The sequence below is a fragment of the Marinococcus sp. LNHM3E3-2.2 genome (assembly GCF_056034385.1).
This window is the reverse complement of record NZ_JBQLIC010000001.1, coordinates 290776-313534: the sequence shown is the minus strand read 5'-3', so window position 1 is coordinate 313534 and position 22759 is coordinate 290776. Positions and strand designations below refer to the sequence as shown.

17 protein-coding genes are annotated in these 22759 nt (G+C 42.2%); 7 read left to right on the top strand and 10 right to left on the bottom strand.

What is annotated here, in order from left to right; translation table 11 throughout:
- Positions 1 to 58 precede the first annotated feature (58 nt).
- The 5 genes from ACTRXF_RS01565 to ACTRXF_RS01545 all read left to right on the top strand — a co-directional run bounded on the left by ACTRXF_RS01565 (position 59) and on the right by ACTRXF_RS01545 (position 5792).
- A complete protein-coding gene (locus ACTRXF_RS01565; protein ID WP_474260617.1) occupies positions 59 to 832 on the top strand; it encodes an MBL fold metallo-hydrolase in 774 nt (257 codons plus the stop codon).
- Positions 833 to 1152: 320 nt separating this feature from the next.
- Entirely contained in the window at positions 1153 to 1320 is a 168-nt protein-coding gene (locus ACTRXF_RS01560; protein WP_474260616.1) for a hypothetical protein, read from the top strand.
- A 361-nt stretch (positions 1321 to 1681) separates the two neighbouring features.
- Positions 1682 to 3400: a gamma-glutamyltransferase family protein gene (locus ACTRXF_RS01555; RefSeq protein WP_474260615.1), complete on the top strand. Its 1719-nt coding sequence runs from the start codon at positions 1682 to 1684 to the stop codon at positions 3398 to 3400.
- Between the two features lie 128 nt (positions 3401 to 3528).
- A complete protein-coding gene (locus ACTRXF_RS01550; RefSeq protein WP_474260614.1) occupies positions 3529 to 4659 on the top strand; it encodes a DUF418 domain-containing protein in 1131 nt (376 codons plus the stop codon).
- Positions 4660 to 4820: 161 nt separating this feature from the next.
- On the top strand, positions 4821 to 5792 hold the full coding sequence (locus tag ACTRXF_RS01545) for a PD-(D/E)XK nuclease family protein (RefSeq protein WP_474260613.1): 972 nt from the start codon (positions 4821 to 4823) through the stop codon (positions 5790 to 5792).
- A 60-nt stretch (positions 5793 to 5852) separates the two neighbouring features.
- On the opposite strand, the gene ACTRXF_RS01540 is transcribed toward ACTRXF_RS01545, so the two are convergent.
- The 10 genes from ACTRXF_RS01540 to ACTRXF_RS01495 all read right to left on the bottom strand — a co-directional run bounded on the left by ACTRXF_RS01540 (position 5853) and on the right by ACTRXF_RS01495 (position 19768).
- Positions 5853 to 7220 carry a PTS ascorbate transporter subunit IIC gene (locus ACTRXF_RS01540; RefSeq protein ID WP_474260612.1) on the bottom strand — a complete coding sequence of 456 codons (1368 nt, stop codon included), beginning with the start codon at positions 7218 to 7220 and terminating at the stop codon, positions 5853 to 5855.
- Between the two features lie 32 nt (positions 7221 to 7252).
- Positions 7253 to 7519 (bottom strand): PTS sugar transporter subunit IIB, encoded by a 267-nt coding sequence (locus ACTRXF_RS01535; RefSeq protein ID WP_322524744.1) that lies wholly within the window; start codon positions 7517 to 7519, stop codon positions 7253 to 7255.
- An 18-nt stretch (positions 7520 to 7537) separates the two neighbouring features.
- The gene (locus ACTRXF_RS01530; RefSeq protein ID WP_474260831.1) at positions 7538 to 9574 is read right to left on the bottom strand and encodes a BglG family transcription antiterminator; all 2037 of its coding nucleotides are present in this window, start codon (positions 9572 to 9574) and stop codon (positions 7538 to 7540) included.
- A gap of 446 nt (positions 9575 to 10020) precedes the next feature.
- Positions 10021 to 10407, bottom strand: coding sequence for a hypothetical protein (locus ACTRXF_RS01525; protein ID WP_474260611.1), 387 nt, complete (start codon positions 10405 to 10407; stop codon positions 10021 to 10023).
- Positions 10408 to 10622: 215 nt separating this feature from the next.
- Positions 10623 to 11321 (bottom strand): CBS domain-containing protein, encoded by a 699-nt coding sequence (locus tag ACTRXF_RS01520; RefSeq protein WP_474260610.1) that lies wholly within the window; start codon positions 11319 to 11321, stop codon positions 10623 to 10625.
- Positions 11322 to 11359: 38 nt separating this feature from the next.
- Entirely contained in the window at positions 11360 to 12283 is a 924-nt protein-coding gene (locus ACTRXF_RS01515) for a restriction endonuclease (protein WP_474260609.1), read from the bottom strand.
- 48 nt (positions 12284 to 12331) lie between these two features.
- Positions 12332 to 13294 (bottom strand): hypothetical protein, encoded by a 963-nt coding sequence (locus tag ACTRXF_RS01510; protein WP_474260608.1) that lies wholly within the window; start codon positions 13292 to 13294, stop codon positions 12332 to 12334.
- The gene (locus ACTRXF_RS01505; RefSeq protein WP_474260607.1) at positions 13279 to 13704 is read right to left on the bottom strand and encodes a PD-(D/E)XK nuclease family protein; all 426 of its coding nucleotides are present in this window, start codon (positions 13702 to 13704) and stop codon (positions 13279 to 13281) included. Before ACTRXF_RS01505 ends, ACTRXF_RS01510 begins: the two co-directional genes overlap by 16 nt.
- Before the next feature lie 30 nt (positions 13705 to 13734).
- Positions 13735 to 16875 carry a UvrD-helicase domain-containing protein gene (locus ACTRXF_RS01500; RefSeq protein WP_474260606.1) on the bottom strand — a complete coding sequence of 1047 codons (3141 nt, stop codon included), beginning with the start codon at positions 16873 to 16875 and terminating at the stop codon, positions 13735 to 13737.
- Complete coding sequence (locus ACTRXF_RS01495; protein ID WP_474260605.1) at positions 16868 to 19768, bottom strand: PD-(D/E)XK nuclease family protein; 2901 nt, start codon at positions 19766 to 19768, stop codon at positions 16868 to 16870. The genes ACTRXF_RS01500 and ACTRXF_RS01495 overlap by 8 nt, the downstream gene beginning before the upstream one ends.
- 677 nt (positions 19769 to 20445) lie before the next feature.
- Between ACTRXF_RS01495 and ACTRXF_RS01490 the strand changes: the two genes are divergently transcribed.
- Positions 20446 to 21519, top strand: coding sequence for a DNA sulfur modification protein DndB (locus tag ACTRXF_RS01490; protein ID WP_474260604.1), 1074 nt, complete (start codon positions 20446 to 20448; stop codon positions 21517 to 21519).
- Positions 21519 to 22610: a DNA sulfur modification protein DndB gene (locus ACTRXF_RS01485; RefSeq protein WP_474260603.1), complete on the top strand. Its 1092-nt coding sequence runs from the start codon at positions 21519 to 21521 to the stop codon at positions 22608 to 22610. Before ACTRXF_RS01490 ends, ACTRXF_RS01485 begins: the two co-directional genes overlap by 1 nt.
- Positions 22611 to 22759: the final 149 nt, after the last annotated feature.

Genomic DNA, 22759 nt, shown 5'->3' with positions numbered 1-22759 from the left:
GTTTCGGTTACAATTGATGGGATCGGTTATATTTTTAACGTAAAGGGAGTTTTGCCAAATGAATATCCAGCAGATCCGCAACGCTACTCTCATCGTCGAATACGCCGGCAAGAAGTTTCTGGTCGATCCGTATTTAGGAGAAAAAGGCGCCTATCCTCCACTGCCGAACCCACCCGCCAATGCACCGGACGGCGACAAGAATAACCCGGTCGCCGAGCTGCCGGTTTCATTGCAGGAAATCACCGCTGGCATTGACGCAGTAATTGTCACGCATACGCACCAGGACCACTGGGACGTGGCCGCGAAGGAAGCACTGTCCAAGGATCTTCCGCTCTTTACACAGAATGCCGATGAAGCGGAGACTATTCGGAACGAAGGCTTTCAGAACGTCGAGGTGCTTCACGAGGACACTGTCTTTGAAGGAATAGGATTGAGCAAAACAAAGGGCGAGCACGGCCGCGGTGACATTTTAAACGTTGTCGGCTCGGTATGCGGCGTCGTGTTCAGCCATGAATCAGAGCAGGCGCTGTATGTAGCCGGAGATACGGTCTGGTACGAGGGCGTCCAGGAAGCGGTCAACCTCCACCAGCCGGATATCATCGTGGTCAATGCCGGCGACAATCAGTTCGCCGAGGGCGGCTCGCTCGTTATGGGCAAGGAAGATGTGTACGAGCTGCAGCAGGCCGCTCCCGACGCGAAGATTATCGCCGTACACATGGAAGCGGTGAACCACTGGACGTTATCGAAAAATGAATTAAAAAGGTTCGCCAAAGAAAAAGGCATCTCGTCGAATGTGTCGGTGCCTGAGGACGGGGAAATTTATCGTTTTTAAATCGAACTCATAAGTAGATTTCACTACATGAATAAAAAAGCCCGCTCAATATACAACGAAGACTCCGGCCTCCATAGGCGCCGGAGTTTTTCATTATTTATCTGCATTAACATTCTCCAGGGCTGTAAACCAATAATAGTAATGCCGATAATATAGCAAAGCTCACATAAATTACTCTTTCTACCATATATGATAAAAGGATACAAAGACGGTGATGTAGAAATTATTAGGAGTTAGCTGTTTCATCTCTTAATCGGTTCGTCTTACGAGGGGAAAATTAATGAACTACAACAAACAGTTATATAAAAGGAGAGGATTATTTGGCTAGAAAAAAATCCAGCATTAATGATTTCCGCAAGGTTCTGTATACTTTAGCAAAGGTTTTAGGAGACATTAATGCTGTTAAAAAAGGAAAAGTTGGAAAACGGGTTGGCCGTCGAATAGCTGGAAAAGCCACTGGAAGAGGGCTCGGAAAACTATTTAAATAATTTTTAACAGCCGGGCTAACCTTATGGTAAAGCTACCTGCTAAAGAGGCGTTCAGAGCAATTTATATCTGGGTGCCTCTTTGTCGTGGGAATTTCTCCAATTTACGTTATTTCATTTAATATCAATCCTAATTAAAGTCTCTGCCCAATTGGTATTCCGGGGCTTTTGATACAGTCATTTTAGGGTATAGGAGTGATATTACAGGGAAAAGAGCGTTTTCACGTCCCGATGGCTGTATACATATTTCATTTCTACCTTCCGCCAGTCCAGTGGTATGCTTTCTTTTCCTCGTTACAAGTACCGGCAGGAGAATGCCGATGTAAAACAGAATCAGGCAAGAACCGCGAAAGGAGAATGATGCATGAACAAAAAGGTGATATCAGTACAAAAAAAAGCCCCGTCCCCCTCTGTTAATTACTTTCGCCGCTTCGCCCCCAGCGCTGCTATCCTGTCGGCCATCGTCATAAGTGGATGTTCTTCAGAGGAAGAGAGCGATAATGACAGTGCGCCTCCGGAAGAAGAGACCGACACTAACGAAAACGAGGAAACAGCGCAGGAGGAAGAGGAAACCGAGCAGTCAAGCGAGCCCTCCGATTACGGTGTAAGCGCCGGGCATCCGGCAGCGGTTGATGCCGGCATGGAAGTGCTCAATAATGGAGGAAATGCGGTCGATGCCGCTGTCGCAGCCGCCTATGCGGTCTCAGTTGTCGAGCCGTTTGCCTCCGGTATCGGCGGAGGCGGCTCGGTGTTAATTCAGGAGCAGGGTGAAGATCCGCAGGCATATGACTACCGCGAGGTCGTACCCGAGGGAGGCATTCCTGAATCCGACATAGGTGTTCCCGGCTTCACGGCCGGCATGAACGAATTACATTCAGATCATGGCACGGCAGAATGGGAAGAGCTGCTTGATCCTGCGGTGGCTCTTGCTGACAGCTCAGAGGTTTCCGGACTGCTCGCAGACCAGCTCGAATCGGGAGAAAGCAGGCTGCCCGTCAGTGAGCTGAGCCATTTCTACCCTGACGGCGATCCTCTTGAAGCCGGCAGTACCGTGGAGCAGGAGGAGCTCGCGGACACCCTCCGTACCATCCGCGACAACGGAAGCAGTGCCTTGTATGAGGGAGACGCCGGGCAGTCGCTGGCCTCTCAAATCGAAGGCATAGACACCGCGTCGCTTGAAGCCTTTGAGATCAGCCAAAACGACCCGTCCGTCGGGACCTATGCAGGCTATGACATTATCGGCGCCGCCCCGCCGCTTCCCGGCATCAGTGTGATACAGATGCTGCAGATGCTTGAGGAGCGCGGCAGCATGGAAGCCGGACGGGAGAGCACGGACTTTATTCACGATACAGCCATGTCCTGGAGACTGGCCTCCCAGTTTATTGAAACGGACTACGGCGATCCGAATTTTGTGGATGTGCCCGTGGATGAACTGACCGATCCGGAGCAGAACGCGGAGCTCGCAGCGGAAATTTCCAGCGACAGCGTTATTTCCGATGCGGAAGCCTCCTCCTATACCGGAGATCCCAACACGACTCATATTACCGTTGTGGACGAGGATGGCACGTTTGTGTCGATGACCAATACGCTCACCAACTTCTGGGGCTCCGGGGAATATGCTGACGGCTATTTTCTGAATAACCAGATGGACCGGTTCGATATCGGTGAAAACGACGTTAACGAACCCGAGCCGGGACGGCGCTCGGTCACGTGGTCCTCCCCGATGCTTGTCGCAAATGACGACGGCCCGGTGCTTGGTATCGGGAGTCCGGGTGGCGAGCGGATTCCGATTATGCTGACGCAAATCATTTCCGACTGGGCGGAAAATGACGTCAGCCTCGAGGAAGCTGTCGAAGCGCCACGGTTTCACCTGGACGGCGACGACCTGATCATGGAAGAGGCACCTGAGACGGAACAGCGTGAGGAGCTGCTCGCTATTGGGTACGAGGATATCCGCGAACAGCCGACGCCGCTGTACTTTGGCTCGATTCAGGCGTTAGCCCTGGACCAGGAGAGTGGAGAGCTTTCCGGGGCGAGAGACCCACGGCGGGAAGCAGATTGGCAGAGCAGTACTTCAGAGTGAACAAAGCCTGTAGTACGAATAGCTCTTTAGTTTTTCTGTCGTTTTCGTTTATCCTCTATAAGGGTTCTTTCCCGCACCTTAGATCAACATCCGAGAAGAAGTTCCCTTTGTAGAAAGTAGGTTTTTACATGACATCCCCCCAGGAAAACATTCCAGGACAGCGCATCAATATACTCGACCAGATACGGGGCGTGGCTCTTTTTGCGATTTTTATCGTTAATATTTTCGGGCTCGCGTTAGTGAATCCGGCCAATCCGACCTGGCTTGGTACCTTCATTAAAACATCCGTCGCCGTCGTGTTTGAGGACAGCGCCCGGCCATTGTTTGCGATGATGTTTGGCATCAGCCTCGTGCTCATTTTCGACCGGATGAATACGAAAGGGACAAACCCCTATCCGACCCTTATCCGGCGGCTCGTCATTCTGTTTTTTGTGGGCGGCCTGCACGGGTTCTTTATCTGGGCAGGGGACATCTTGCTTATGTACGCCTCCGCGGGAATCCTGCTGCTCACCTGCCTGCGGCTCCCCACCCGGTGGCTGCTCGGACTCGCCTTTTTATTCTGGCTCGGCTATTCCACCGGGTTCGACCTGCTGGACGGCTACACATCCGTGCAGATGAATCCGGAGCAGTGGATGAAGGACGCCCTGCCCCCGGATCAAGCTTATCCGACCGGCGTGGAATACTTATTGATTGAATGGTCGACGATGATCGATCACCTCGGCTATTTCTTTTTTGGGATGTACGCCTACCGGAGCGGGGTCTTTTTAAAAGCCCGGGAGAACCGCGACCGTAAATGGCGGCTCGCCCTCCTCTTTCTTCTTGCCGGACTTCTTGGAAAAGCCGTTCTGTACGCCGGAGTAGGCAGCCCGCTTGTCGCTCATCTCGACGATGTGTACGCGTTTCTGGTGAGCCTGGGGATCGGCCTCGGACTGCTTCTCGCCGGTACCAGCCAAAAAAGCATTTCCATGTTTCTCATACCATTTACCGCCGTTGGGAAACTGACCTTCACCCATTACCTTCTGCAGTCGCTCATTTTCGTGAGCCTGTTCCGCGAGAGCGGCCGCACGTTTTTTAACGGCGTGGGTATCTGGGACCCGCCGGGCTACGTGTTCGCATTTGCCATCGGCATGCTAGTGTTTGCCGCACAGCTGCTAGCTAGCCCGCTGTGGCTGAAGTATTTTTACTACGGCCCACTGGAATGGGTGTGGCGGATTGGGACGCATATGAAATGGGTGCCGATGATTCGGAAGCGATCGTAAATGAACAGAATATCTATCGCCTAAAACCACTCGCAGGCTAATATACTTCCTTTTAAGTAAATCGATGCAATACATCATTTGTTTTACTTGGAAGGGAGTATTTTTCTCGTAAATATGCATAAAAAACTCCTACTTAATACCTTAGAGAAAGGAGTTTCACTATGAATATCTTTCAAGCACTTAGTATGGGCAACGGAAAATTAAATGAAGAAAATATGAGCGCAATGCTTGGCTACCTGCTGTCCCCCAAAGAGCCTCATGGTCTGGGTGATGTGTTTTTGCGAAGCTTCCTCGAAGCTTTAAACGAGACAGAGGCTTTAAACGGGCGGTTTAAGAATATACTGGACCAGCATTCTCTGTCTGGAACAGAAGTTATTTTTGAAAGCCCCTATCAGCTGGACGAACGAAAGTTGTTTATCGATCTGGATCTGCGATTTTATTCCTCCATTCCTTCTTCAGGTTCACAAGCGGAAGCAGCAGAAACACACCGCGTATTGATCGAAAATAAAATCCGCCCGCAGGCGGCAACGAAGGACCAGTTCCGGCGCGAGTATTTCGCCGTTCGCGAGGATCTTGAAGATCAACATGAAACAGCGGTGACAATGATCTACTTAACCCCGGAAGCTTCCCAGGGGCCACTTCAGGAAGCATATGAGGCTTTACGAGAGGAAGATATCGCCCCGCACCGTAAAGCCTGGTGTACCTGGACCGGAAACGACGGCTTCTCGATTGTTTCTCTCATTCGATTAATGCTGGAAAAAGAAGCCAAGGGCGAGATTGATCCTATCTCCGAATACGTCCGTCATACTTTGAAAGCGTTCATTCGTCATATTATGGACAGTCAACAGTCCATTACCAAACGCTCCAGTGCTCCTGCCGATTCTGGAAGCATGCAACAGGAGGTGACGGTTACATTAGCAGGCACTAGATACCAAATTCAACGATACGCCAGCGGCATGGTTATCGTATACAACGCTGACCTGGGAGAAAAGGAGATAGCCAAGCCCCTCCTGCGTCAGATAAATCAAGAGTTCGACCTGGGTGTCGAGCTGTACAGCCCTTCCGGTAAAAAGAAAAAAACACCACAGCTCGGCCGTGATGTTTTAAAGGCGTTAAACGCAGCATCTTATTAACTTCATAAACAAAAGCCCCGACGCCTTCATACGCCGGGGCCACATATTATATTGCTTTAATTAAGCCGCTTTCTCTTCTTCGTTTTTCTTACCCTTGTTCCGGTTCCAGCTGAGCAGGAAGATGCCTGCGAGTACCGCCAGGATAATCAGCGAGTACAACCACTGGGACTGTATGAGCATGATTAAGTTACCGAGCGCAAGGCCGATGACTCCGAAATCGGCGTCGCCGAACGTCGTGTTCTGGAACCCGAGATCGCCGAGCAGCGGCAGAAGCAGCGCTGGCAGGAAGCTGATCATCACACCGTTGGCCACGGCGCCGACAATGGCGCCGACTCTTCCCCCGGTGGCGTTGCCGAATACGCCGGCAGCCGCTCCGGTGAAGAAGTGAGGCACCAGCCCCGGCACGATCACGGCCAGGCCGAGCAGCGGCAGGATAAACATGCTGCCGAGGCCAGCGATAAAGCTGAACAAGAAGCCGATGATTACGGCGTTATTCGCGAACGGGAACACGGCCGGTGCATCGAGCGCCGGTTTGGCGTTCGGTACAATTTTGTCCGCAATTCCCTTGAACGCCGGTACGATTTCACCTAGAAGCATCCGTACCCCGGCGAGAATGATGTAAACGCCGGCTGCGAAGGTAAGCCCTTGCATGAGCGCAAAGATGATAAAGTTCTGGCCTTCACTTACCTCTGATTCAATAAACGCTGGTCCGGTGAACAGTGCGACTACCACAAACAGGATAACCATCGTCAGTGAAACAGAAACGGTAGTGTCGCGCAGAAACCCGAGCGACTTTGGCACCTTGATGTCTTCGGTGCTCTTGCTTTTGTCGCCGATCCGCTTTGCGAGAAAGCCGGAAACAAAGTAACCGAAGGAGCCGAAGTGGCCGACCGCAATGTCGTCCGACTGGGTGATTTCGCGTGTGTACGGCTGCAGCATCGCTGGAAGCAGTACCATGAGCGAACCGAGGATAATGGAGCCGAGTGCTACCATCGGAACACCTGTCATACCGCCGGTCGTTAAAATAACCGCGATCATGCACGCCATGAACATAATATGGTGCCCGGTCAGGAAAATGTAGCGAAACGGTGTAATTCTCGCCAGGATAATATTCACGATCATACCGAACAGCATAATCATCGCCGTTTCCGCCCCGAAGGCATCCTGGGCGACCGCGACGATCGCCTCGTTGTTCGGAATGACCCCGTCGACGTTAAACGCCTGGTTGAACATAGCGCTGAACTGGTCGAGAGACCCGGTAATCACCGCTGCCCCCGCCCCTAAAATCACAAAGCCGAGTATTGTTTTCAGCGTGCCGGATACGACGTCTGAAGCTGCCTTCCGTTGAATCATCAGGCCGATAAAGGCAAACAGTCCGACCAGAATTTCCGGTGTTCCCAATAAATCGTTCATCAATAAATCTACCATCACTCAACCTCCCCTTATAAATCCCTGGTGCTCTACAGATTTTTTTCCAGTGCGTCCCGAAGCTCCTTCTTGTCGAGAAGGTTATTCAAAAGCGCGATGTTGCGCGTGCCGTCGTCAAGATTGCCTAGAATGTCGGCCGAGCCGATGTACAGGTCGGCGCTTTCTGTTTTCGCGGTCGTCAGATCCGTATGGGACACGTCCGCTTCCTCGTTCATTTCCTTCAAAATGCTGTTCACGTTCATTTCCACCATCATCGAGCTTCCCAGTCCGTTGCCGCATACTACTAATATCTTTTTCATCTTTCTCACTCCTCGTTATTATTGGGTCGAATACGTTTTAACCAGCTGCATGATTTCCTGTTTGGATGATGCATTTATAAGCTTCTCTTTTGCTTCCGGCTCCGACAACAGCTCGGTCAGCTGCGACAGCGCTTTTAAGTGCGTTTCATTATCAATCGCCGCCAGCACAATCACGACCGACGCCTGGTGCTTTTCCTCCTCTGAAAAATGGACCGGCTGCTGCAGGTGCAAAAGACTCATGCCGAGCCTGTTGACACCTGACTCGGGGCGAGCGTGCGGAATCGCAATATCCGGCGCGATGACAATATAGGGGCCGAGTTCTTCAATGTTTTGAATCATCGCCTCGATATAGGAGGCGTTCACGCTCTCGTTGTCGGTAAGCGGAGTGGAAGCCTTGCGGATCGAGTCCTGCCAATCCGCCGCGAAATCTTCCATTATGATAGTGTCTTCGTTGAGCAGTTCTTCCAGCATAGGTTTGGTTGTCTCCTTTACCTTTGAAATATCGCCCCTCAGGAAATGCCGGAGCTTGTCGGCCAGCTGTTCGCGCTCATGGATCGTCGCGTGCTGGCTAATGGCGTTCAGCAGCGCCTCTTCTTCAAAAGCGCCGGGGCTGCTGTCGGCAAATACCTCTTTTAATCTGGCGTGCACGGCGTCCCGCTCCTCGTTGGTTAAAAACGGCGGCAGCAGGATCACCGGTGTATCGGTTTCCGGTACGGGAATCGTGCTGAACACAATATCCACCTGCCGATCCATCGCCTCGTATTCCTGCCGGGACAGAATGTCTTCGACCATCAGCTCCGGCATCATCGCCTCGAGCTGGGCCCGCAGCAGCGCAGACGCCGCAATCCCGTTTTCGCAGATGACCACGGCGGTATATTTTTTATTCGTTTGCACCCCGTCCCGGTGCAGCCAGCCCCCGAAGTGCATCGCAATGTAGGCGGCCTCCTCTTCCGGAACGGTTTTGCCGAGGTAGGACTCCAGGTGGGTGATCGACCGCCGGGTCAGGTGCAGCACCTCCGGATAGTTTTTCTTTACTTCCTCCACGTAGTCGTTTGCAATCGGCATGTCGTACTTCATCCGGTAGTAGGCGGGCTTTAAGTGCGCCAGCAGGTTGTCCTCGAGCTGCCTTCGTTCGTCGAACACGAGGCAGCCGACCACCTGAAAGTCGTTGACAATCTTTGTGATGATCATGCGCAGTTGGTGTTCTTCCTCCGTTTTGGACTGCTTCGCAGTTTCCCGCTGAACCCGGGAGCCGAGCAGATGCATCGCAAAGTAATAAACGTCGTCTTCCGCGAGAGCGACCAGCTTTCGCTGCTCCAGGCTGTGCTGAATTTCCTTCGCCGCCTGGTACGCCTTCGTCTGCCGGATGATTTCCTTTTCCTCCGCGTCGATGTCGACGGCCGGGGCGCTTCCAGGCTGCTGGGCGGCCAGGAGTAGCTGCAGCACGAGCGAGCGGATGATTTCATCGCTGTACTGCACTTCAAGCATCGCCTCGACGCGCCGGATTTCATTTTCGATCAGCGTGTACAACTGGTCCTCCTGGGGCAGCGCCGCCGGCGACAGCATCTGCTGCGCCTTTTCCTCCATCCGCTCCGAGAAGCGCTCCGAGAAAATATCTTTGATGATCGTATTTAACAGCTGCTTCTTATCCTCCCGGCTCCCGTCAAGGTAGTAGCCGGTGTGCTTGTCGTTTTTAATGCGGATGCGTTTTGGCTCCAGCCACTCTGCGGCTTTTTTCATGTCCCGGAACAGCGAGCCGCGGCTTACGTTAATCCAGTCAAGCAGCGTGTTCGTCCGAACGTTCGCTTTCGCCACCAGGAGATGCAGAACAATCAGATAGATGCGCTCCCACTGGTCGAACCGGTAATCCCAGTCGCTGTCGATGTGAGTAACATCCTGCAGTTTTCGTTTCGTGTCCGGGTCCAGGTAGATGCCCTTTCCGTAAATCCGCTGGGTGCGTCTCAGCCTGTTTTCCTCGAGCCAGTCGTCAATCTGCTGAAGGTCGTAATAGATGGTGCGCTGCGAGATGCCGAACTGCTTCGTTAACCGATCCATTTCCACGACTGAGTCCGCCTGCAGCACATAATTTAGAATCGCCGTCCGGCGCTGATCCAGGACGATGATGATTCACCTCCCGCCTCTTTGTTTCAAATTGCAAAATGTATTTGCTCATCACTAGTGAATACCGTTACTATAATACAACCCCCGCAACTATGTAAGGGCTTTCCATGTTTCAAATTTGTAGAATCGTAATTTGCAAAATGGTACTCCTGTTTTTTCTTTAAAACGTTAATTTCTTATTTATAAATGAGTAATTTAAAATCGAATATATGTATTGAAATAGATCATGAAGATGTAAAATATTCAATAATAGATAAATAAAAAAAGAGAAACAAAGTTATATGCTTCCCTTTCAATATTTTCATAGCTAAAGCAATTACCGTTTTAAACCCACTTTTCAGGATTGTTGTAAGGATATCCTTCAGTGCATGCTTCCATTCTTATTGAGCGATTTTCTTTTTCACGTCCTCAAGTCTCTTTTTAAATCGTTCCAGCTTTGGTTGCCTATCTGCTCTTTGTTTATTTACCTTTTTCTCGAAAACATTGATTGCTTTTTCCAATACCTCAATCTCCTTTTCATACGCTCTTTCTTTTCTATAAATAATCGCAAGTCGATCATAAGGATGGTTACCTTCAAACTCTTCATTAACATTTTGAATATATAGTTCTTTTGCTTTCTCAATTTTACCTTGGCTTTCAAGTTCTTTACCTTTTAGGTTTCTATCGACTTGAGTATCAAAATTTGAGTTTTTCTTTAGTGAATTTTGATGTGCTTTTTGAGAATTGCTTTTACTTTCCTTCTTTATTCTAAAAAGCTTCTTGAACATGACAGACATCTCCTTGCACTATTTAATTTACACGTGAACGAGGTTTTCGTTCTCATCGGGTACATAGAGTGATTGTCTCTATAAAAAACAGCCTCGCTCTAAAATTAATCTAAAGCAGGCTGCTAGTAAATAAATTATATACTCCTGAATTATCGTTACACTTTTAATATGAGATCAATTTAACAACTAACGAGATCTACCTCTCATTCATTTTTTCAATACTCAATTACGTCCCATGTCGTAATAATACCTAGAAGCTTCTCTGTTTCTTTACCATTTTCAGTGATAAGAAGGGCATCTAAAAATCTCTTATTGTGAAGAGTGTCTTTAAATAAATCTTCAATCTTATATACATTAGTATTTCTACTTATAAATTGATAATTATATGTTTCTTCTTCATTACTTAATACTTCTTTTAAGGTCGTTTCTTTCAATGATAGTATGTCTTTATCCGCAATTTTAGCAAGCCATCTTGCTAAACCATTTTCGGTTATAAGTCCTTCAAAATTATTTTTATCATAAACTGGAAATTGAGTATAATTTTTTTTATCAACAGCATTAAGCATCTCTACTAATGTATCATTCGTTTGAAAAATTTGTACATTTTTTTTAAAGGTTGGTATAACTTTTTTAGGTGCTGTTATTTGTTCTGCAATATTCTCAATTTTTTCTACTGTTTCTATATGTGGATCAGCTATCGTATAGTTTGCTCTAGTTTTTTCATGAACAATTGCATTACGTAAATCTCCATACTTTAAAAGCAAAGAAAGATTTTTGCGAATTACAGGATTTTTGTCTTTTGCTTTCAATAAGGCTTGATGAAAACTATCTTTAGGCCCCTCCTTATCTTTAAAATTAATTTTCTGATCAATGCGATTATAAGCTGATATAAATCTTTCTGCTTGTTCACTCATTTTATCCACCTCTAAAAATTTATTTAAGTATAAAATAATTATTCATCATTAAAATAATCAAAATCTATAGTTTTCAATGTATAAATATTTTTGGTAGAGACTCCGACGTTATAATCAATCATTAGCTCAGCTAATTCTTCTCCATTAATAAGTACTATTTTCTTTTCAATATTTTTCACGTATTCTTTAGCACTTTCTGCAAACCTAGAAGTAGTGATAAAGATTCCTTTTCGCGCTCTTTTTCCTTCTAAGCTTCCCGCAAAAGCTTGAACATCTGGGCGTCCTACCGTGTTTCCCCAACGCTTCGCTTGTATATAAAGAACATCCAGTCCAAGCTTATCTTCTTTAATAATGCCGTCTACACCTTCGTCACCGCTTCTACCTATTACTTGAGCGGCGTCTGCTCGTGAACCACCATATCCCATAGCTACTAATAAATCTACCACTAAACTTTCAAAGAAGTTGGGGCTACATTTTTTAATAGTTTCTAAAATTTCTTCTGCAAGATTCTTTCTTAATGCTGAATAGTTTGCTTCTAATAATTCGTCTGGAGTACGTGAGTCTTGTTCTATAAAACCACTTCTAACTTGTTCAGCATCTCTAGCCGACTCATTTTTCCCAGGCGAATAGAATGAACGAAAAGAAGAAAATTGTTTTAAATATTGAACATTAATATCATTTGGAGCTTTCTTTAATACTAAAAGCCCCTGGTCAGTAATTCGAAACTTTCCTCTGCCAGTACTTTCTATTAAACCTGCTTTAATCAAATAAGTTCTTGCCCATCCAATTCGATTTTTATAAGTGATTTGTTTTCCGCTAGGAAGCAGCTCCTGTTGATCTTCTTGCGTTAATTCGAGTTTTTTGGCCAGAGTTTGATATAGTTCTTGCAATGTATGTTCTCTATAGTCTTTTAGTTCAGATAAAAATGGCAACATAAACGATTGATAGCCTGGAATAGACATAAAACAATCTCCTTTTATTTGTAAATCTTAGCACCTTTGTTTAAAATTTTAACCTGTTATATGTTGATGGCTTTTATCTTCTTGTAATTTTTGATTCTGAGGCATTTCTGTAATAGCATTTGAAACTTTTTCTATTAATTGTTGCACGGACGCTTTTTCATATAATGAATTTAACGCCTTAGCGACGGTATCCTTTGAAGTCCATTCTTTCACAAACATTTTATCAGTATAGATTTTTGTATACTTTCTTCCTTCTTCTTTTGCTTGCGGACGAAAATTAATTCCATATCCCTCCAAAAGGTCTAAAAGTTTTACGCGAATTTCATATGGTAGAGGGCCCAGTTCAATGTTTATTTTTAAATAGTCATCTCTTTTACGCGAAAACCAGATAATAAATCCGTAATTTAACCAATAATTGAATTCTGGGGCCCCTAATTTTTGATTGATAATCTCCCATTCTACTGGTAGAAAATTTGGTGTTTTTTCATGTGTTTTATATAAATGGACAGGTATCTTTTTTTCATAAGCGAATGCAATGAATGCTTCTCGAAGTACATTGTTACCTATTTGAAAGATATAGTCGATTGTTTTTTTCTTTTCGTTGTAAATTTTTTGAATACTTTCTCTTACAGGTAGATCTAAAGTTTGAAAATTGTTCATTAACTCTTCATACCTACGATATTTTGAAATATTATTATTTGAAGAAAAGTAAAGCAAATCTATTGCTGCTTTATGCTCCTCGTAAATTTGAAGGGCTAATTGAGAAGTTTGTTCGTCCTCGACTAGCTCTTCGCGTAAAATATCCAAATAATAATTTAAAAAAGTAACTACTTCTGCAAGCATAGCTTCTTTCTGTAAATCAATTTTTGTCTCAATGATGTTATAGATATCTTCATAATCAACTACAAAATATTTATCATTAGTAGGTTGCTCTCCAGCTAAAGTTAAGAAAATAGGGATAACCTTATAGTTAGGATATAAAGACTCAGCATAGTTTAAGTACTCTTCCAATTGCCCTCTGATTCTTGAGCATAAAATTTATTTTCAATTATGATAACCATTTTTTTACTAGGTACCGTGATCATTATGTCTATAGCTTTTTGGTTATCAGTTTTCTTTTCACGAGCAATTTGAGTATCTTGCCAATGTGTATAACTGTAATGCAAAAACTGTAGTTTTTCTATTTTGTCTTCGTTTTCAGTCTTAGTCGCAAGTCTAGTCAGTATTTTACTAATAAAAAAACTGTTTAATTGATGATTTTCACTTGGATCTAATAACCAAGCCAAAACGTTAGAATGTCTTATTTCATAATGATCTACTCGCAAAACTTTCAACGGATTAAATTGATGAAATTGTTGGTGTAAGTTCATATATTCTCGTGAATGTTCTAAATGAGCAATAGCATCTAAAGATATTGTCATACTCTCACTCCTTTATAATTTTAGAATCGTTTAACGAGCAAAATAAATATTCGTCGAACGTATTTCCTGTTTTTTAATAAGCTCCCAAATAATTTTATACTGTTCAATCTGATTTTGATAAAAATACTCCAGCTTCTCTTTATCTTCTTGGTATATATACAAATCCGTTTTATAGTCTACAATTTTCCATCCCTTTTCGGTTAAATACACCAAGTCAATGAACCCTTTCACTCTTTTTGTTTTTCTCTCTGTCCCGAATAAAGCAGTATAACCTTCATCTTCAGGGCTTAAGTCGAAATAAAATGGCCATTCCGTATAAACAGCTTGAGCATTTTTGACTTCCTGATAGAGTTCAGAGGCTTTAAAACTTTCTACGATCGAGAACGCTTTTTGAATTTGCTTCTCATCGAACTCATACTGGTATGCGAGGTTCGGAATAAATCGGTCTACAGCTTTCCCCTGAACTACCTTTTCTAAGACACTGTGGATAAACGTGCCCCACTCTGTTCCTCCGCCTTCTTCTCTTGCAATAGCTGGCATTGACTGATCTTTATCACCTGTAGGAGACCACTCTTCTATTATCGAATGCTTAATTGCTTCATTTAGTTCACTTTCATAATTTCTGCTGGCCTCAACAAGATTTTTATCTACAATGAGCGGTTCATCTATTTCCTTAGCAGCAACCTCTTGATTTTCAAGCGCTCCTATTTCCATATTCTCTAATAATGGCTGCCAGTAATTAGCATTATCCGTACCTGATGATGAAATGATTACCATATTTTCTGCTCTTGTAGCTGCTACATATAAAAGACGTACTGCTTCCGCCTCCTGGAACTCGTTTTCCTCTGCTTTTGCTTTTTCCCATTGGGGTGGCTGGCCAACAGGACGCTTCTGAAACCCATTAGTTTTTTGAAAAAGAATATAACCCTTAGTTAACTCATTTTCCCTCTCGATATGAACATCGATTCGGTCTTTAGCATTCAATCTACCTTTAGGGTTAGCTAGAAACACTATAAGAGCTTCCAGCCCCTTAGCTTTATGCACATTCATTACACGAACTGCGTTTTCATGCATGTTTTGCTCTAACGTTTTTTGTGTTTTTTCTATCCATACATGGTACCAGAAGGCTCCATCCGTCAATGTAGAAAAAGATTTCTGCATTAGTGTTTCTATCAGTAGATCATATCCCTGCAGCGATTCTTTTCCCCGTCCATTTAAGGCAAGATGTCTGAGCAGATCTATATCCTTAATAATCGCTACCATTGTTTCTGCAGCAGAATAACTTCGAGTATACCGCTGATAATGACGTAGATTCTCTAAAGCAGTATTTATCGTAGTATCCTCACCGAATGGAGACTCGCTGTACGTTCGAAAACCTCCTCCAGCATGATTCCATTCATAAAATTCAGCGTCCGAAGCTGCAAAAAACACGCTTTTCAGCGCAGCCACTACAGTTAATTCATTACTTCCGTCCGCTACAGCTTCAAAAATAGAAGCAAGATCGTCAAATTCAGGAATGTCTTTATACACTATTTCTCCGCTAACGTTTACCGGAATATCATACTCTTCCAAAACTCGTGCGTATTTGGTCAATGATTTATTGTTTCGCTGCAGCACCAGCATATCTTTTGGCTCGTGTCCTTCACTAAGCATTTTTTGTATATGGGCGGCTATTTGTTCAGCATCTCTGTTTTCAATCACTTCACTATTTCCACCAGTTTCCACCTCATTTATGAAAAAGCCTTCCCAACTATTATCAGCATCACTTTTATCTGGAATTAACGGCTGGTATTCGGCTTGATATTTATGAGCTTCCACTGGTAGTTGGGATTCTAGCCAGCTGTTAAATGGATTTGTTACGGCTGGAATCGTTCGAAAATTTGTAGTTAAAGCCAGTATTTCTCCCCCTGTGTTTTCAAGGTGCTGTTTAACAGATAAATACATATCAATATCTGCACGACGAAAACGATAGATGGATTGCTTTGGGTCTCCAACGATAAAGAGCGAGGCCTCCTTTGGCACACACGTTTGCCACTCTGTACATGTTGGGTCTTCCGCAGTCAGCAAAAACATGATTTCCGCCTGAATCGGATCGGTGTCCTGGAATTCGTCTACAAGCAGATAACGGTACTTTTCCTGCAAGTCTTCACGCACATGAGTATGTGACTGGAGCAGCTCTTTAGCTTTTAACAAGAGATCTTGATAGTTCAAGCAACCTTTTTCATATTTAAGCTGCTCATACTCTTTTAATCCCTTTTCCAAAAAAGCTAGGATATGTGAATGGTTATACTCGTACCATTGCGTAAGCAGCGGTTCAATTTCTCTTTCAATGACGGCATCAAAGTTTGATTTGAACGCTTTAGCTTCCTCGTTTGAGATCCAGTTTTTTTGTGTGACTTTGGTTGATTTCTTAAAATATTCTAATGCAGATATTTTATCTGAATCGTTCTCTGCGAATTTACATTCTCGCAAAAACTCTACAATTATTTTTTCCAGGTCATCTGGCTTTCTTTCATCCAAAGTGATTTTGCTTTGCGCTTCTGTACACAAATTAACCACCTGCTGCCAAAGCTCAGCATCTATATTGGGTTTAGTCGTTTGTTCTCGAACCCACTGGACTTCGGGATATCGACTCAATAATTTTAGATTTTGAAAAAGGTCGGGCATTGAAACACCAATATCCTGCAGAATTTTATATTGCTCTGAAGAAGCTGCTTGCTGTTTTTCAATATGGGCCACCCATGATTCATACAAAAGCTCTTCATCTTCATCCTCTTCAATTTCCCGGAAAGCGATCTCCACCCCGGCTTCAATGGGGCGTTCTCTCAATAAACGAGCACAAAATGCGTGAACCGTGCCAATAAAGCACTCATCGATTTTAAATAACGCTTGCTGGCATCTATTTATTTGTTCCGAATCCGTTACTGCCTCTTTCACTTTTCCCTCTAAAGTTTGTCGAAAGCGAAACCGCAGTTCATCAGCTGCTTTTTTGGTGAACGTGATGGCAGTTATTTGTGCTACTTCTGCTTTTCCCGTTATAATCAGAGCCCCCATTCGACTAACCATGCTTGTGGTCTTTCCCGAGCCTGCTCCCGCTTCTACCAGCATGTTCGTGTCCAGATCTTCGATGATTCGCTCCCGTGCTTTTTGATCGGCTATTGTATTACTCAACCTCTCTCGCCTCCCTGTATGCCCGAACCCCTGCGGCATTATCATCCTGATTTTTTTTCTTTAAAATATTTGCATCATAATGATCGCGTTTGCAGACGGTCGCATAATCGCAAAACTTGCAGTCCTTAGGATCATCTGTCATAACAAAATCGCCGTGTTTCACAGTATTGAGCATATGATTGAGCACATTTTCGCCTTGTTCTTCATAGGTGCTGGTCACTTCATGTATTGCTGCTTCTCCGTAACCGCGATCAGTGGGGAAATAGTAGCCACTCTCCACAACTTTTTCGTCGTAATCCCGTAAGTTCTCTAACGCTTTTGCATACAAATAATGCTGTAGCATACGTCCGCCTTTAAACGGCTTTATCAAAGAATATCGCGTTGGTTTTCCTGACTTGTAGTCTATTACGCGCAAACTCTTCTCCGTTGCTTTTTCTATTCGATCGATTTTTCCTCTTAATTGAAAAACTGTCCCATCAGAGAGCGGAATCTTCGCAAATTTATCTTCGTCTATTCCGAAACTGTATTCCACTGCCTGCACTCTAGTACTTACATTCTCCTGCTCATTTTGATAGAAGATGTAACACGCCCGTATTATAGTTTGCTTCGTCCGTTCAAAAACATGCTCACTTGGCGGCTGATTTTCGTTTTTCCATTCTTCAACTTTTTCTTCTGCCAACTGTGAAAATGCTTCCCAGGATAAGTTAGACTTTTTCTCTAACGATTTATTTACAAAGGTCTCGTATAATTCGTGCAGGAGTGTGCCCCGTTCCGCTTCATCTAGCCAAACGGATGGATCAAAATCCCGTACTTCTTTTTTATTCACCTTTAACACACTGTTTAAGAAATACGCGTAAGAACACTTGCCCAGTAGTTCCAGTTTCCCGGCACTCATGGCAATCTCCTCATTTACCCTTGGATCATAAGCCTCTTCTTGAAGAGGTACGTTCCCGTCATGCTCTGTTAGTGTTTCTCTCTCGCGGGCCTCCCGCTGTTCTTGTTTTGCTGCTTCTAACGGATAAAACTCCTGTGCATCTTCACCAATTTGAACATGTTTCTGATTTTTGAGTGCCCTTCTCCAAAGGTTTTCTTCCACAGCAGTATTTCCTGTGGTTTCTGCCAAAATTGGCAGATGCTCTTCCATATCTTTTAGTGAAGCTTTTTTCAATTGATAGATGTTTCGGAAAGCTTGGAGAAAAAAGCTAGATGGAAAGACAGAGCGATTTGCTATGGCATCAAAGGTGGTATAGCTTAACCCTACATGCTTTCCCTCCTGCTGTATGAGGAGCTGCGTGAGCCAAAAGATTTTTTCAGTCATTTTTTCTTTTGAAGTAGTTAGTCTTCCACCTAGGGATTCCCGTTCTTTATCTAACAGTAATGGATCTTCTCTTACCTGCCCCGGCACAGATGATTGGTCCATACCAAAGAAATGCACGTTGTTTCTTTGCACGAACAGTCCTTTGGAAAAAGGGGCTAAATGAAGGTGGCCGGCTTTAGGTCCTGAAGGCAATACTTTTAAGGGAGACAGCCACTCAATGAGTTCGTTTAATAATTTCTTTGAAGTGGCTGCTTCTTCGTTAAATCCACTCGTTTGCTGCAGATATTCGAGGATCTTCTGTTTAGAAACTTCATCAAATGCGCTATATGCTTTACTAAATTTATTGATTAATTGAATAATGCTTTGAGCAAATTCTTGTTGCTCTATTTCGATGACTTCTTCAGGTATAAATTTAAAGAAAGAACGGATAAAACGTTTGGCATCTCTAGCTTCTTTGATTTTTATCTCGTCTTCTAAACTATTTATATAATAGTTTAATTTTTTTTCATACTGTGGTTTTCCCCAACGGATATCGGCTTTTTCTAATACAGCAGCAATTTTGTTTGGCTGTTCAGTACTGATGATACCTTCGCGCAACATAGCACATAACTCACTAGCACTATATTGACTGTGAATCCACTGGCTGACTCCCTGGATCAACTGTCCAGACGTACTTTTTATTGCCGAAAATCCATTAGCTCTTGTATGTGCAATGTTTTTAGCATCTAAGAAATGAGTCAAGTGGTTTTCATAAGCTTCGTTCTCAGGAAAGAGCCATAGCGTTTGCTCAGCAGTAGCAGCATTTTGATGTATTCGCTGAAAGGCTTCCTTTATTTCTACCTCTTTCGTCGCACTTCGATACAATTGCACATTCATAGAGGGAGAGCTACCTCCCCAAAAGTCTTTCCATTCGTTATTATTCTCCCATTCCGCATGCTCGTTTAATGATTTTGGGCGGTCTACAGCAACGGCATCGTATAGAGGTAATTCTTTTACGCTCCCCAGTTTTAGGTGTTTTATAAAACAGGTTTCTAGATAGTTACACGCTTTATTTGGTGAGATGTAGTATGTATGGTTATTATTACCTAACGCATTATTTTCTATAGCTTCGATAGTTTCTGAATACAATCTCGCTTCGTCAAACCAATCGTTTTCTGCTAACTTTTTTTCATAACCTTCGAGAAGAATACGAATATCTTCGCCCTTGTTTACTGGCGCAAAGGCTTTACCTGGTAAATTCTCACTGTTCCAGCCATCCAGTCGTAATTCACTAACCATTTGATGCATTGCTGTGACAAACCCATTAGAAATGCTAATATTTTTAAAATATTGAAATCTATTATTAGTATTTATATCTATTATAAGGGACTCAATCAAAGCAACATTATTTATTTTATTAAGTAAAGAGAAAGGAACATCTCTTGTTTCAAGCACAATATTATAAGCGGTATCCGATATTGTTTTTATCTCAATTGAATTTTCGGTTAGAGGATTTCTTATTAAACTCGATAAAACTTCCTCTGACTCTAAATATGTTGAAACAATTAATATCGAATTATTTGAGTGTAAAGACATAAAAAAGACCGCCTTCCTCTAAATGGGAATTGTTACGGTCTATTCTACTACAAATTTAGAAATTATATTATATTTTTAAGAATTTTAAGTTTAATTTTTTATAATTTTCAGTAAAGACTACTATCGACTGAATTGTTTTACTTAAAGCTCTTAAGAACTAGTTTCCAGCTAACTTTGATAACCCAAGCCACTCCCCATAGTGAAGCTATTTTACAATTTTCTTTTCATTTGAGCCAGTCCCTAATGTGTTGAAGTTCGTAATAAATGATACGCTGTGAGATACCAAGCAGCTTCGTTAACGATCTACTTTCACGACTGCATCCTCCTATAGCAAATGATTTAAAATCGCCTTCTGACGCTGATCCAGGCAGATGATAATTCACCTCCCACCTGTCGTTTCAAATTGTAAAATGTAATTCCTGATCATTAGTGAAGACCGTTACATTAAATGCGCTATCGTGAATATGTAAGAGGTTTTTATGCTTCAAATTTGTAGATTAGGAACTTGCATAATAGTACTTAAATAAATTTTTATTTGTTAATCCCTTCCTAATAACTAGTATCAAACCTGTGTATTCATATGATAGAATAGTCCAATAGATTTATTTTCATACTATTAATTAGTTATATATTCATATAAGAAAAATTTTTATGAATTAATTAGGAGGGCGACAACTATGGACTTATCTAACCTGATAACAAAAAATGATTCAAATTATATTACGTTAAAAGGGTTTAAAGGGAATCAGTTCGGTCACAATGTAGTAACAGTACAATGTAAAGTAAACGATGTAATTAAATTTTTAGAAGTTGATCGTGAAGTACAACGCGAATTAGATGAAGTTAAAGTAGCTAGTATTGCCCAATACATACAATATGGATTAGATGGTAATGATATATATTTTTCACCCTTAATATTTTCCGCGAGAGGAAAAGGGTTTTTCAATGAAAATAACAATGAATTTAATTTAAACATGAATGAAACGATGGCTATATTAGATGGGCAACATAGAATAAAAGCCTTTGAATATATTAAAAATCGTTTGGAGTTAATAGACGACCTAGGAAAGAATTATGACTATATAATGAACTTTCCTATTACAGTGCAAATTTTTCTAGATTTAAGCACCACTCAAGAAAAACAATTGTTCACTGATATAAATACAAAAGCTTCGTTAGTTAATTCTTCTTTGATTATTATGTATAATAAAAATGATTTATACGCACAGTTAATTCGTGAAATAATTGAAAATTTACCTCAAGACCTCATAGAAACAAGGTCTAAAACAACTTCAACTAAACTTATGACAGTTTCTACCTTTTATAAAACCGCTCGTATTTTAAATCATGGTGCATTAAACTTAAGACAAAAAACTTCTTTAAACGAGCAAAATTATTCCATGCATCAGAAAAAATCAGAAGAATTCATAACACTATTAAGAAAATACGCTCCTATTGATGGAGAAAATCGAAATAAATATATAATTATGACACCTAATATCATAATGGGAATTGCTTACTTTATATATGACACCCAATTCAAATATCCAAATACATCTATGGAATATTTGTTTCAAAAAGTTATAAATAAAGTAGATTGGAGTCACAAAAATAGCGAATTCGAAAATTTAAAAAGCGCTAACTACAACAAAAAAACTAAAAAGTATAACTTTAATTCTTCTTTAAAAGCCATAAGAGAAATATCTAGTTTTCTACAGAATAAATTTGAAAAAATAAGAGGTGAATCTTAATGGAAGGTTTAGAAATTCAAGGAACTATAGCTTCACCCGGTAATAATAAAGCTATTATGACAACCCAAATGAAAATAAAAGATATATTAAATTTCTCTCAAATTGATAAATCTGTTAATCGTGACCTCGGTTATCATCGTATGCCTAAATTAGTAAGTTATTTTGACAGTATGGATACTGATTCAGGTATTTTTCTTCCTTCTTTAGTATTTTCATTTCGCGAGGATCCTACTCCTTTTTGGGATGAAGAAAAGAATATATTAACTTTACCCGAAAGTTCGAAATTAATAGTGCTTGATGGGCAGCACAGAATTAAAGGTTTAGAACGTTATTTGCAAGATAAAAAAACTTTAAATGAGAAGAAAGAAAAAATTTCTAATAGCTATCTGACTGCTCAAATTTATTTTGGGTTATCTATAGAAGACGAGAAAAAACTTTTTACAGATATCAATTCTAATGCTAAACGAGTATCAAGATCTTTAATTACTAAATTCGATAATAGAGATATACTGAATTTACTTACTAGAGAATTATATAATTCAAATAAGACTCTTCAAACCAAATTAACCATTGAATTTGAAAAAGCCCGTATCATTCGACCAAATAAAAAAACCTTTACTACAAGTGTTAGGTTTAAAAAGTTTATAAAAGTTCTTTTGTTTGGAGAAACTGGTATAGGTTCACGTTCTCCTGCATTAAACAAAACAGAAGATCAACTAGTTCGAGATAATTACGATAAGCTATTCAGTTTTCTCGATAAGCTATTTCTAGTGTTAGGGGAAGTGCTGCCTTCGGAACCCGGCAACGTTAAAGATTATGTATTAGGTCATGAGCCTATTCAAAATTCTATAGCCCTTTATCTTCATACTTCTATCATAACTAATTGTAAGACTGGTATTGAATGGGTAGAGAATTGGGAAGATGATGTGCAACAACTCCAATATATTAATTGGTCTATAAAAAATAGAGATTGGAAACCTTATATGACAATTAGTAGAAAAGATACTGCTTTTGAATATATGACTTTTAACGATGTTTACTCAAATACAATAGACCTTAAAGAACTTATAGCTCAAAGAATCTATTCTTAATATTAAATAAGGAGCTGGCCTTTTTTTGGCACAGCTCCTTATTTGTGTAAGAACTATTACAACTTCTAAATGCTTGTAAATATTGGTTCACAATGTTTTATTTTCCCATATTAGGCTAACTTTCACTAATCTCTAAAAATAAAATGTAA